Here is a 13,178-nt window from a genome sequence, read left to right on the forward strand (position 1 = left end):
CCAAGGACACGTCAAAACAGCCCCGCTAGCGGGCCTCCGCTCGCGGCCATCGCTTCGACCTTTGCGGATACCTCCGGGTCCTCTTCCATCGCCGGCGCGTGGTGGGGCTTGATCCGTGCGTCGATCACCAGCGGCCCGCGGCAACCCCAATGCTTGCGATCGGTAAACGCGCCGACGCCGTACAGGTCGGCCGCCGGGTTGGCCCGGGTGAAGGCCGTCCAGAGGAAGTTGCCGATCCCCTCGCGGCCGCTCTTGGCCGCCACGAAGGAGGGGTCGTCGGCCACGACGATCAGCCGGAACCGGCACGCCGGGTGGTCCAGCGGGAGCCGGTCGACCAGCCGCCGGATGTCCGCGGCGCCGGCCGACTCGGCCGCGGCCAAGCCGTCCGCTTCCGCCTGCGGGCCCGACGAGTCGCCGCGTCGGACGGCGTCGTAATCGAAGCTGGGAGCGGGGAGCCTCGGGCCGCGGACGGCCAGCACGCCGGGCATCACGACGCGCGGCTCGTCGAACCCCTCGGGCAGCTCCGCGCCGGACGCGTCGAGCTGGCGGGCGAGCTCGAACCGGGGCGGGCCGGCCGCGGCGATCACGACCTTCGACCCCGCGTTGAGCGAGTCGCCCGAGTAGTCGAGCGTGTCGATCGTGGTGCGGGTGTGGAAGTGCAGGTCGCGTGTCCAGTCGGCGCGGCGGAGCGCCGCCTCGAGGAACGGCGCCACCTCGTGCAGGTCGTGGAGGGCCGCGGCGCGGTCGGGCCAACAGCCCGCGTCGGCGATCCAGAGGAACTTCGCCAGCGACAGCTGGCCCTGGCCCAGCAGCGCCGAGGCTTGGGTCAGGACCTCTTGCGGCCGGGCCTCGTCGTAGAAAGGCATGTAGCGCTCGCTGCCCAGCGCGAGCAAGAGCGGGTGCACGCCGGCCGCGTCGACCGCGTTCACCCCCACCACGCCCGGCAGCACCGAGGGGATCACCGGCCCGGTCAGGTCGTGGATCAGTTGGCCGAAGGCCGTGTCCTCTTGCGGCGGGCGGCCGACCACGGTGAACGGCCAGATCGCGTCGTGCCGGTGGTACACGCGCTCCACCCGCAGCACCGGGAACGGGTGCCGCAGCGAGTAGTACCCCAGGTGGTCGCCGAAGGGGCCCTCGGGCTTCATCAGCGGCAGGCCCGCCGCGCCCTCGTGGCCGGGGACCACCGTGCCGCAGATAGCGAAGTCGGCGTCGGCGTAGATGGGCAGGCCCTCGCGCCGGCGGATCATCGGTATCCGCCGGCCGGCCAGCGCGCCGGCGAAGGTCAGCTCGCTCATGCCCTCCGGCAGGGGCATCACGGCGGCCAGGGTCATGGCGGGGTGGCCGCCGACGAACGTGTTCACCCGGAACGGCCGCCCCAAGCGGCGGGCCTCGGCTTGGTGCACGCCGATCGAGCGGTGCAGCTGGTAGTGCAGGCCGACCTCGTGGTCCGGCTCGTAGTCGTTGCCGCCGAGCTGGATGCGGTACATGCCGAGGTTCGACCGCATCAGCCCCGGCGCGTGGGGGTCCTCGGTGTAGACCTGCGGCAGCGTGACGAACGGCCCCCCGTCGCGCGGCCAGCTCACGAGCTGGGGGAGCTGCCCGAGCCAGGTCTTGTGCTGCAAGACGGGGCCCGTGCGCACGCTACGCGGCAGCATCCGCAGCGCCGAGATCGGCGCGCCGGCGTAGCGGAGCGGCGACCTCAGCGCGCGCGTGGGGTCGATCTTTAGGTCGATGAGCCGCTGGACCGAGTCGTACGTCTTGCGGAAGAGGAAGCGCGACCGCTCGAGCGTGCCGAACAGGTTGCTCGCCATCGAGAAGCGGCAGCCCGCCACGTTCGTGAACCACAACGCCGGCCCCCCCGCCTGGAACACCCGGCGGTGGATGGCGGCTGCCTCGAGGTAGGCGTCGACCGGCGCGTCGATCCGGCGCAGGTGGCCGTGACGCTCCAGGTCGATGAGGCAGTCCCTTAGCATTGCGGATTTCGGATTTCGGATTGCGGAAGGACTGCTGGCGGCGCGGCAAAGTCGGCGGCGCGCTATTCCGCAATCCGCAATCCCCAATCCGCATTCAACTGGTGATTCCCTGCGTGAGCGTCATGAAGGCGGTCTCGAGGTTGATCTCGTCTTCCTTGAGCAGCGTGAGCGCGTAGCCGGCCTCGAACAACGCGCGGGCCACCTCGCTGGGGTCGTTGGCCTCGGCCTTGAGGGTGACCGTGAGGGGCCCGCCGGGCTGGGCGGGGGCTTCGACCGAGTCGACCAGCGGGTGCGAGGCGAGCAGCTCGGCCGCGCCCTCGGCGTTCTTTCCGTCGCGCTGGGCCACGCCGACCTTCAGCACCGTCTGCTGGCGGACCTGCTTCATCACGTCGGCCACGTCGGCGTTCACGATCAGCTCGCCGCGCTCGATGATGCCGATCTTGTTGCACACGTCGGCCAGCTCCGGGAGGATGTGGCTAGAGACCATGATGGTCTTGCCCATCGACCGCAGCTCCTTGAGCAACGCGCGGATCTCGATCCGCGCGCGGGGGTCCAGGCCGCTCGCCGGCTCGTCGAGCAGCAGCACCTGCGGGTCGTGCAGCAGCACCCGCGCGAGGCCCAGGCGCTGGGTCATGCCGCGGCTGAGGCTGGTCACGAGCGCGTCGCGTTTGTAGCCCAGGTCGACCAGGTCGAGCACGTCGTCGCAGACCTGGCGGCGTTTCGGGCCGCGGATGCGGTACGCGGCCGCGAAGAACTCGAGGTACTCGATGACCTTCATGTCGTCGTACACGCCGAAGAAGTCGGGCATGTAGCCGATCGCGCGGCGGATCTCTTTCGGCGCGGTGTAGATCGAGTGGCCGGCGACCGAGGCCTCGCCCCAGGTGGGCTGCAAGAGCGTGGCCAGGATCCGCATGGTGGTCGTCTTGCCGGCGCCGTTGGGGCCGATAAAGCCGAACACGTCGCCCGCGGCCAGGTCGAGGTCGATCTCGCGGATGGCGAACAGATCGCCGTACTTCTTGGTGAGGCCGCGGAGTTGGATCATAGGGAGAAGGTTCGATGTGTAAGGAAGTGGGGAGGGGCTGACGGGGCTTTCACATCTCGCACCTAACCGCTCACTTCTCTACCGGCAGGATAAACCTCGCGTACGACCAGGTCCGGTGATCGTCGGCGGCTTCTTGAGGAACGAGCGTCGTGGTTTCCCCGGTGGCCGGGCTGACCCGCACCAGTTCGCTCTGCGCGCCGCCGGCGACCTCGGCCAGCAGCACCGCGGCGCCGAAGTCCAGGTGGGCGCCGATGTCGACGCCCGGCAGGTAGCGGCTGACCGGCTCGGTGGCGCCCGTCGCGCGGCTGCCGACCGACAGGGCCTCGGCCAGCGGCTGCACGCTGTTCACGTTCCGCCATGTGCGGCGGCCCGAAGTGGCCGCTTGGCTGCGTAGCAGGGTGGTCACCTTCAGCGGGCTGGTGTCGCGGTCGATGAGCGTGGTCTCGCCGTCGGCCAGGTCGGGCAGCTTCCACGCCCAATCGCCGTACAGCAGCCGGCAGTCCTGCAGGTCGGCGCCGGTGTCGTTGGTGATCGAGCCCTGCACGAGGCCGTCGCCGTCGGGGGTGAGCTGCGCGTCGACGAGCCGGTCGGTCTGGCCCGCGGTGTGGCTCAGCAGGGTCTTGGTGCTCCAGACCTGGATCGGCATGCCGACGACCGGCGGCCCCGCGCCGCCGACGCCCGGCGTGGCGTCGATCTGGTAGTCGGGCCGCACGCCGGTCGGGCCGGCGCCGCCGAACCGGCCGCCCGACGTGGCCATCCACGCGGTGCGGGCCTGCGCGCCGGGGTCGGCCGAGCCGTCGAGCCGACGCGGCGACAGCGCGAGGCTGTAGCGCGAAGCCTCGGGGCTGAACAGGTGCGAGACCACCAGCGCCCGCGTGCGGCCGCTCGCGCAGTCGACGTCGGTGATCTCGACCTCGTTGACCCGCAGCTTGTCTCCCTTGAGCCAGTACGCGCCGAGGTACGCGGCGGCGCTGGTCGCGGCGACGATGATGGGGAAGGTGATCCAGGTCGCTTCCATCCGGCCGAGGACCTTCTTCACGAAGAAGTAGTCGCCCGGCCCGATCAAGAGCAGGTAGAGGACCACCAGGCCGACGATCGCCAAGAACGGCGTCGCGTTGACGTCGGCGAACGAGTTGTCGAGCACCGACACGAGCGAGTCGACCACCTCGTAGCGGTAGTACGAGCCGGGCTCTTCGCTGGCGGGTTGGTAGCCGACGAGCTTCCTGAGCAGGGCCCCGCTGCCCGGCCAGCCCCGGATCGCCGGAGCGTCGAGGTCCACGGCGACGAACGTCACCTGGCCGAACCCCAGCGGCGACCGCACGACGAGCGGCGCCTCCTGGGTGGTGCGGCCGGCGAAGGCCTCGACCACGCCGCGCACGTCGGCCAGCCCGCTGGCGGTGAGCGAGCCGCCGGCCAGGTCGATCCCCTCGGCGTCGGCCGGCGCGTCGGCGAAGCGCTCCAGCGGCGTGGCGACGGTCAGCGTCGTGGGGCCGGTGTACCTGCCCGGCAAGAACGGCTCGAGCGCCCCGCCCGGCGCCACGAGCGCGGCGCCCCCCGACCCGCACGAGACCACCAGCCGGCCGCCCGACTCGACCCACTGGATGAGCGCCGTCAGACGCGGGTCGCTCGGCGAGACCGCGCCGAGCCAGCCGCCGCCGGTGGACCCGGCCCGCGACCCGGCGAGGAGCACCACCGTGTCGAAGGCGTCGTAGCCGATCGCGTCGCGCGGCAGGTCGGCCGCGTCGGTCACGGCGGCCGTGGCCGGCGGCGCCCAGCGGCTGGCCACGTCGGCCGGCAGCAGTTGGCCGACGAGCCCCGGGTCGCCGCCGAGCTGGAGGAACAGCCGCGTGTGGGTCTCGCCGCCGAGGTCCAGCGCTTGGCCCGACTCGATCGCGTCGGCGGCGCCCGACGTGAAGAGCCGCTTGTCGATCTGCTTGCCGGCCGCGTACAAGCGGACCTCGACGGTTGGGATCGACGAGCCCGGCCGCACGTACAGCCGCTGCACGCTGATGCGGCCCGGCTCGGTCGACATCGGCTGCCGGCCCGGCGCGAAGGTGGCCACGCCGACGCCGTCGCCGTCGGGCGTGGCGGCGACCACGTCGACGGCCAGCGGCTCGTCGCCCCCTTCGACCGTCACCGTGAGCGGCGCCCAGCAGCCGGCTTTGTACTCGCCGCCCAACCCCAGGCGGCACGCCGACACGCGCGGCCCCTCGGCGAGGGCCGCGGCCGATCCGACGACCGTCGCGAGCACCGCGGCGACAAGGGAGAGCCGGTCGCCGATCGGGGTCGGTCGCGTCAAAGCGGGGCGGCTGTGGGTCAAGGCTGAGCGGGTGCGACGAGCGTCGTGGGGGTATTGTTGCTCGGCCCGGCCGACGCGTCGACTGCCGGGGGGGGTCAGAGCATGTCGGTCGGGTCGATGTCGGCGATCCACCGCACGCCGTCGGGCGGCTTGAGCGGCAGCCACGCGTCGCGTAGCAAGCGGCGGAGGGCCTCCGCGTCGGGCGAGTGCAGCTGCAGGTGGTGGCGGTACTCGCCACGCAAGCGGGTGATCGGGGCCGGCGCGGGCCCCACCAAGCGGGCCTCGACGCCGGCCGACTCGGCCGCCCGGCGGATCGCGTCGGCCGCGTTCTCTAGGCACGCGCCGACCAGCGGCTCGCTCTGGCCGCGGGCGATCAGCCGGGCCATCGCGCCGTACGGCGGGTAGCCCAGCGCCTGGCGAGCCGGGGCCTCGTAGCGGGCGAAGGCCTCGTAGTCGTGCCGCGTGGCGGCGGCGATCGCCGGGTGGTCTGGGTCGAACGTCTGGACGATGACCCGCCCCCCCTTGGCCCCGCGGCCGGTGCGGCCCGCGACTTGGGTGACGAGCTGGAAGGTGCGTTCGGCGGCGCGGAAGTCGGGCAGGTTCAAGGCGGCGTCGGCCGACACCACGCCGACGAGCGTCACGTTCGGGAAGTCGAGCCCCTTGGCGATCATTTGCGTGCCCAGCAGGACCTGGGTCTCGCCGCGGCGGAAGGCCTCCAGCGCGACCTCGTGGCTGCCGGGGCGGCGCATGGTGTCGGCGTCCATCCGCGCGACCGCCGCGCCGCGGAACCGCGCACGGACCTCGGCCTCGAGCTTCTGCGTGCCCAGCCCGCCGTAGCGGATCCGCGGGCTCTGGCACTCCGGGCAGACCCGCGGCGGCGCCCCGCGCCAGTCGCACCAGTGGCAGAGGACCGAGTCGTCGGCCCGGTGGAAGGTGAGGGCCACGTCGCAGTGCTCGCACCGCAGGGCGAAGCCGCACGCGGGGCACTGCACGTGGGTGGAGTAGCCGCGGCGGTTGAGCAGCAGGATGACCTGCCCGCCCCGGCGGAGCGACTCGTCGATCGCCATGCACAGCGGCCGGCTGAGCGCGCCGCGCGCGCCGTGGCCCGACTCGACCCGCATGTCGACCGTGCGCACCGCGGGCATCGGCCGGTCGCCGATCCGCCGCGGCATGCTCGCCAAGCGGTAGCGCTCCGCCGGCGGCGCGTCGGGCTGCGTGCGGCGCCACGACTCGAGCGACGGCGTCGCGCTGGCCAGCACCAGCGGCAGGCCCTCGGCGTGGGTCCGCTGGAGGGCCACGTCGCGTGCGTGGTACCGCGGAGCGGAGTCTTGCTTGAAGGTGGTCTCGTGCTCTTCGTCGATCACGACCAGCCCCAGGTGCGGCGTGGGGGCGAAGACCGCGCTGCGGGCGCCGACGACCACCTGGACCTCGCCCGACGCGATCCGCCGCCACTGGCGGTGCCGCTCGACGTCCGACTGGTGGCTGTGCAGCACGGCGATGCGGTCGAAGCGTTCGCGGAAGCGGCCGACCGTCTGCGGCGTGAGGCTGATCTCCGGCACCAGCACGATCGCTTGCCGCCCGAAGGAGACCACCCGCTCGATCGCTTGCAGGTAGACCTCGGTTTTGCCGCTGCCGGTCACGCCGTGCACGAGGATCGTCTCTGGCTGGCCCGAGTCGACCGCCGCAAGGATCGCGTCGAGCGTGCGGCGTTGGTCGCCGTTGAGCCGCTTGGGCGACTGCCGCTCGATGGGCGTGTCCTCGGCCGATAGCGCGTCGGTCGCCAGGCGCTCGACCCTCGACTCGATCAGCCCTCGCTTGCGCAGCGCGTTGATCGGTGCGCTGGTGCAGTCGACCCGCATAGCGAGCTGCTTCAGCGAAAGCGGCTTCGGGCTCGCGGCCAGCGCTTCCAAGGCCTGCCGCTGTTTCTCGGGCAAATCAAGCGACGTCAGCCTGGCGGCGACCGCCGTGGGCACGCTGAGGAGCATCACGTCGCGCGTGCCGGCCCGGCCACGCACTCCGGAGGGAACCACGGCCTCCAGGACCTGGCCCCACGGCGTGAGGTAGCGGTCGGCCATCCAGCGGGTCAGCCGCAGCATGGCCGGCGAGAGCAGGCTCTCCGGGTCGACCACGGCCCGCAGCGGCTTGAGCGGCCGGGCCGGCGAGACCGCCTTCGCCCCGACGGCCACGCAGTACCCCACCAGCGGCCGGTCGCCACGCCCCAGCGGCGCACGCACCCGCCGGCCCGGCTCGGCGAGCGACTCGGGCCGCCGCTCGTCGGCCATCGGGTCGGGCACCGCGTAGTCGAATTCGCCCGGCGGCCCGCTGGGAAAAACCACGGTGGCCGCCAGCCGCGTCGCCCGCGCGTCCAACTCCCACTCAGGCGGCTCGGCGTCGAAGAGCGAGTGTTGGGACAAGAGGCTGGAGGCCGGAGGCCGGAGACGGGAGGCTGTAGAGGTCGGCGTCGCCGACTTATCCTCCCGCCTCCCGCCTCCGGCCTCTAGCCTCTCCTTCCATCATGCGTCTGGGTGTGTTTGGCGGCAGCTTCGATCCGGTGCACGTCGGCCATCTGCGGCTGGCCGGGTGCTGTTGCGATCAGGCGGGGCTCGATGCGGTGTGGTTCGTGCCGGCCGCGGTTCAACCCTTCAAGGCCGAGGGGCCCGTCGCTTCGGACCCGCAGCGTTGCGAGATGCTCCGCCTGGCGATCGCCAGCGAGCCGCGTTTCGGCGTGTCGACGATCGAGATCGACCGGGGCGGGGTGAGCTACTCGGTCGACACGCTCCGCGAGCTGCACGCGGCCCGGCCCGGCGACCAGCTCTTCTTCCTGATGGGCGCCGACACGCTCCGCGACCTGCCCGGCTGGCGCGAGCCGGACGAGGTGTTGCGGTTGGCCACCCCGCTGGTCGTGCAGCGTCCCGGCGAGGCCCCGCCCGACTCGGCGGTCGACCACGTGCTGGTGACCATGCCGCCGATCGACATCAGCAGCAGCGAGGTCCGCCGGCGGCTAGCCGCCGGCGAGCCGGTCGACGGCCTGCTGCCGCCGGCCGTGCTCGAGTACATCCGCCAGAACGGGCTGTACGGCGCGGCGACCGGCTGACTGGATTGCGGGTTGCCGCGTTTGAAACGCAACACCCACTCAAAAAACACGGTGTCACGTTTGAGGCGTCTTTTTTTGCGGTTAAGTCGTTGCCGCCAAAAGGTTTAGTGATGCGTTACACGCTCCACGGCCTGTAAACTTTCGCCGGCGAGAAGCCTCACCGCGGGCTCCGCGATCGGCCCGCCAATTCTCGCCGACAGCGCCGGCCAACAAGCCGCGTTTGTCCGCAATCAGGGCCGGTGGTAGGCTCGACCGCCGGCGGCTCGATCACTCGTGCTCTCTCGGACGGAGGCTGGCGATGAAGCGGTTCCTGATGGCGGCGCCGCTGCTCCTGGCGGCTGCCGCGTGCGCCCACGAAGAGCCTCGCGGGGGCCGTGTCGACAAAGAGCTGCTAGAGACCTTCAACGAGATCCGCGATGCGGTCGGCCCCGTCGCCGGCGCGCCGGGGGAGTTCGCGCAAGCGCTGCGGCAAGCGGCCAGCGACCCGCCCCGCGCGGATTCGCCGAGTCGGAACAGCGGCGAGTTCCAGCCCGGGCCGTTCGGGGCGCGGGAGCCGTTCCGTGATCCGCTCGGGCCGCCGGACCCTGTCAGGCGGGGGCCCTTCTTGCTCGGCGACCCGCCGCGAGCGCCGCACCCGCCCGACGCGCCGCGGCCCCGCCCGCACGATCCGCACGATCTACACCACCCGCACGACCAGCGCGACCCGAAGCGGCTCTTGCAAGAGTCGGCCTTCGAACTGGACCAGATCGCCCACCGGTTCGAGATGGCAGGGTTGTTCAGCGAAGCCGACGCGCTGCGTGACGCGGCCGGCGCCCTGCGGAAGTCCGCTCGCAAGCTGGCCAAAGGAGGCTCGGACGAAAGCATCATCGACCCGGGCCCGACCGGCGACCGCCGCCCGCGGCTGGAGTGGCACGACGACCGGCACGACGACCGGCGCGGCGAGCAGCGCGGCGCGTTCGGCGAAGAGCGAAACCGAGGGGACAACCGCGACTAGCGGGTGGCCGCGACCGTGGCGAGCGAGACAGGTCGATCCACCGAGCCGCGACCGTGAGGGAGCGACCGGGCGGCTTGCCGGCGGGGTTGGTCGCTCCCATACGGTCGCGGCTCAGCGAGCGTCACTTTGGGCCGCGGGGCGAGCTGACAGGGCTCGGTGGGCCGACGGCGCGCGGCTCGTTTGACACCCGCTGCGGGCCGCTTTAGCGTAAAGGCAAGCCGCCGCTCGGCTTGCGCGCGGGCGACGGGAGGGTTGCGGCCGTCGGCGGGAGCCGAGGGACTTTCGCGCTGGCAGCGGGTTTCTTGCGCTCCGATCCGTCGGCTTCTGCCAGCGGTTGAGCCCGAGCGCTGCGGTGACCATTTCAATCAATTGCCTGCGCTAGGTCGGCGTCGATGTCCAAGCTCGGAAAGTTTCTCGTCGACAAAGGGGTGATCGGCCCCGACCAGTGGACCGAAGCGACGGGCGTCGCGAAGAAGAAGAAGGGCAAGCCCGAGGACTCGCTGGTCGACCTCGGCTACGCGAGCGACGAGCAGGTCACCCAGGCGAAGGCCGACCTGGGGGGGTTCGACTTCATCAACCTGCACGACGTGCCGATCCCGCCGTCGATCGTTGAGCTGGTGCCCGAGTCGGTCGCGCGGGAGAACGCGGTGATCCCGATCGAGGAGAGCGAAGACGGCTCGCTCAAGGTCTGTATCGGCGACCCCGACGAGTTCGAGACGATCGAGAAGCTGCAGTTCATCCTGAACCGCAAGATCGACATCGCGTTGGCGACCCGCGAGCACATCCTCGAGGCGATCAACCGCAACTACGGCCAGAACATGGACGAGTCGGCCGACTCGATGCTCCAAGAGTTCACCGACACGGCGATCGACTTCACGGAGACCGAGGGCGACGACGACGACATGGGCGACGAGGTCGACGAGGCCTCCGCCCCCGTGGTGAAGCTCGTGCAGCTGATGATCGGCGAGGCCGTGCAGCTCCGCGCGTCGGACATCCACGTCGAGCCGTTCGAGGACCGCATCCGCATCCGCTACCGCATCGACGGCGTGCTCGTCGAACGCGACAGCCCGCCCCGCCGCCTGCTGGGCGCGCTGCTCTCGCGCATCAAGATCCTGGCGAAGATGGACATCGCCGAGCGCCGGCGCACGCAGGACGGGCGGATCAAGATCACCGCGGGCGGCAAGGAGCTCGACCTGCGTGTGAGCATGCTGCCGACCAACCACGGTCAGAGCTGCGTGATGCGGTTGCTGGACAAGGACAACATCAAGGTCGGCGTGCGGCAGCTGGGCCTGTCGGAGCGCGACTTCAAGGTCTTCAACCAGCTCATCCGCCGGCCCAACGGCATCTTCCTCGTGACCGGCCCGACCGGATCGGGCAAGACGACCACGCTGTACGCGTCGCTCAACGAGCTGAACCGCCCCGACCGCAAGATCATCACGGCCGAGGACCCGGTCGAGTACTACCTGCCGGGCATCAACCAGGTGGAGGTCAAGCACTCCATCGGCCTGGACTTCGCGCTGATCATCCGCGCGATGCTCCGCCAAGCGCCCAACATCATCCTCGTCGGCGAGATGCGCGACTACGAGACCGCGTCGATGGGCATCCAGGCGTCGCTGACCGGTCACTTGGTCTTCAGCACGCTGCACACGAACGACGCGCCGGGGGCGGTCACCCGCATGATCGACATGGGAGTGCCGGCCTACCTGGTGGCGGGGAGCGTGATCGGCATCCTCGCGCAGCGGCTGGTGCGGGTCGTGTGCCCCAAGTGCAAGGCGCCGCACGAGCCGACCAAGTACGAGCTGGAGTCGGCCGGCATCACGCCGGAGATGGCCGCCGACGCGAATTTCATGAAGGGCCGCGGCTGCAACAACTGCGGCGGCAGCGGCTACCGCGGGCGGCTGGGCGTGTTCGAGCTGATGACGATGAGCTCCCGCGTCCGCGAGCTGGTCTTCCAGGGCGCGTCGACGCAAGAGATCGGCCGCGAGGCCCGCAAACTCGGCATGACCACCCTCTACGACGACGCGATCGTCAAGGTCCTCAAGGGCATCACCACGCTCGACGAGGTGTTCCGCGTCGCGAAGAAGGCGGAGTGAGGGTGGCCGGTGGCCGGTGGCTCGTGGTTTGCCGACGGGGCTTGAGCCGACGGCGCTTGAGCCAGAAAGGGCGCTTGCCGACGGCCGTTGGGCTTGAGCCGACGGCGCTAGCCGCGGGCAAACGAAGCGTCGCGGCCGGCGCTCCGTTCGCCCGACGCCAGCGCGTTCGGCTCAAGCGCCGCCGCGCCGACAGCCCCCGCCCAGCGGCTCTAACTCGTTTGCCGCGAAAAACTTGTGCCATTCGGCTGCTGAGCGAATAATGCTTAAGCTGCCGGCTTGGCCTCCGGCGGCGACGGAACACAGCACTGCGGTCCGCACCCGCTGCCCGCCTGCTCCCCCCTCGGGACGGGCTCCCGTGCGCCCCTTGGGGGCAAGGCGCACAGGGGCGTTCGACCGCCGGTCGGAGGCGTCCGCGGGCGGATCGGGCTGTTTGTTGCTAAACTGCGGCCACGACCGACACGCGCCACCGCTCGCCCCCCCCGCTCCCGGCACGGGCGGCTGGTGGCCGCCGTCGGGCTGAGCTAACCCCCCCCTTATCCGGGACGACGCGGAAGACGGCATGGGCACGATCCTCATCGACAAGCTGCTCTCGGCGGTGGTGAAGCAGGGCGCGAGCGACCTGCACATCACGGTCGGCCAGCCCCCGGTGCTGCGGATCAGCGGCCGCATGCAGAAGCTCAAGACCAAGGTGCTCGAAGAGCCCGACACGATGGGCCTGATGAAGAGCATCACGCCGGACCGTTGTCAGCAAGAGTTCCAAGAGACCGGCAGCACGGACTTCGGCTTTGCGTTCGGCGACGAGGCCCGGTTCCGTGTGTCGGTGTTCCGGCAGCGGGGCAAGGTGGCGATGGTCCTGCGGCAGATCCCGGTGGACCTGTTCACGATGGACCAGCTGAGGATCCCCGAGGTCTTCAAGAAGATGATCACGCGTCCGCGTGGGCTGGTGCTGGTGACCGGGCCGACGGGGTCGGGTAAGTCGACGTCGCTGGCGGCGATGATCGACTACCTGAACGACAACATCGACCACCACATCATCACGATCGAAGACCCGATCGAGTTCCAGCACAACCACAAGAAGTCGACGATCAACCAGCGCGAGGTCGGCACCGACGTGACGAGCTTCGCCGAGGCGATCCGCCGCGCGTTGCGTCAGGACCCCGACGTGATCCTCGTCGGCGAGATGCGCGACCTGGAGACCATCGAGGCCGCCATCACGGCAGCGGAAACGGGCCACATCGTGTTCGGCACGCTGCACACCAGCAGCGCGTCGGGCACGATCAACCGCATCATCGACGTGTTCCCCACCAACCAGCAGGACCAGATCCGCACGCAGCTCGCCACGGCGATCATCGGCATCCTCTCGCAGCAGCTGCTGAAGAAGGTCGGCGGCGGGCGCATCGCGGCGTTCGAGACGCTCGTCGTCACGCCGGGCATCGCCAACCTGATCCGCGAGAACAAGATCTTCCGCATCACGTCGGCGATCCAGACCGGCGCGAAGCAGGGCATGCAGCTGCTGGACGACCACATCTTCCACCACTACCGCAACGGCGACGTCAGCAAAGAGGACGCGCTTGCCAAGTGCAACGTGCCCGAGGAGCTCGCCGCGCGGATGGCCGAGTACGACAAGACCGGCGGCGAGCTCGAACGCGAAGCCGACGACGACAAGTAGCCGCCGCCGGCCGC

General features: G+C 70.9%; 8 protein-coding genes. 4 read left to right on the forward strand and 4 right to left on the reverse strand.

Annotated elements, in window-relative coordinates:
* Positions 1-11 precede the first annotated feature (11 nt).
* The 4 genes from RIC11_RS15445 to priA all read right to left on the reverse strand — a co-directional run bounded on the left by RIC11_RS15445 (position 12) and on the right by priA (position 7,728).
* Complete coding sequence (locus RIC11_RS15445; RefSeq protein WP_350212874.1) at positions 12-1,973, reverse strand: UbiD family decarboxylase domain-containing protein; 1,962 nt, start codon at positions 1,971-1,973, stop codon at positions 12-14.
* Between the two features lie 94 nt (positions 1,974-2,067).
* On the reverse strand, positions 2,068-3,015 hold the full coding sequence (locus RIC11_RS15450; protein WP_350212875.1) for an ABC transporter ATP-binding protein: 948 nt from the start codon (positions 3,013-3,015) through the stop codon (positions 2,068-2,070).
* Between the two features lie 70 nt (positions 3,016-3,085).
* Positions 3,086-5,314, reverse strand: coding sequence for a DUF8725 domain-containing protein (locus RIC11_RS15455; protein WP_350212877.1), 2,229 nt, complete (start codon positions 5,312-5,314; stop codon positions 3,086-3,088).
* A 95-nt stretch (positions 5,315-5,409) separates the two neighbouring features.
* On the reverse strand, positions 5,410-7,728 hold the full coding sequence (gene priA / locus RIC11_RS15460) for a replication restart helicase PriA (RefSeq protein WP_350212879.1): 2,319 nt from the start codon (positions 7,726-7,728) through the stop codon (positions 5,410-5,412).
* Positions 7,729-7,829: 101 nt separating this feature from the next.
* On the opposite strand from priA, the gene nadD reads away from it, so the two are divergent.
* From nadD to RIC11_RS15480, 4 genes are all read left to right on the forward strand, one after another.
* Positions 7,830-8,408, forward strand: a complete 579-nt coding sequence (nadD, locus tag RIC11_RS15465; protein ID WP_350212881.1) for a nicotinate-nucleotide adenylyltransferase — start codon at positions 7,830-7,832, stop codon at positions 8,406-8,408.
* 298 nt (positions 8,409-8,706) lie between these two features.
* Positions 8,707-9,402, forward strand: a complete 696-nt coding sequence (locus tag RIC11_RS15470) for a hypothetical protein (protein WP_350212883.1) — start codon at positions 8,707-8,709, stop codon at positions 9,400-9,402.
* Positions 9,403-9,794: 392 nt separating this feature from the next.
* Positions 9,795-11,495, forward strand: a complete 1,701-nt coding sequence (locus tag RIC11_RS15475) for a GspE/PulE family protein (RefSeq protein ID WP_350212885.1) — start codon at positions 9,795-9,797, stop codon at positions 11,493-11,495.
* A gap of 559 nt (positions 11,496-12,054) precedes the next feature.
* The gene (locus RIC11_RS15480; RefSeq protein ID WP_350212887.1) at positions 12,055-13,164 is read left to right on the forward strand and encodes a type IV pilus twitching motility protein PilT; all 1,110 of its coding nucleotides are present in this window, start codon (positions 12,055-12,057) and stop codon (positions 13,162-13,164) included.
* The last annotated feature ends 14 nt before the right edge of the window (positions 13,165-13,178 follow it).

Source organism: Botrimarina sp., from assembly GCF_040219535.1.
Lineage (GTDB): Bacteria > Planctomycetota > Planctomycetia > Pirellulales > Lacipirellulaceae > Botrimarina.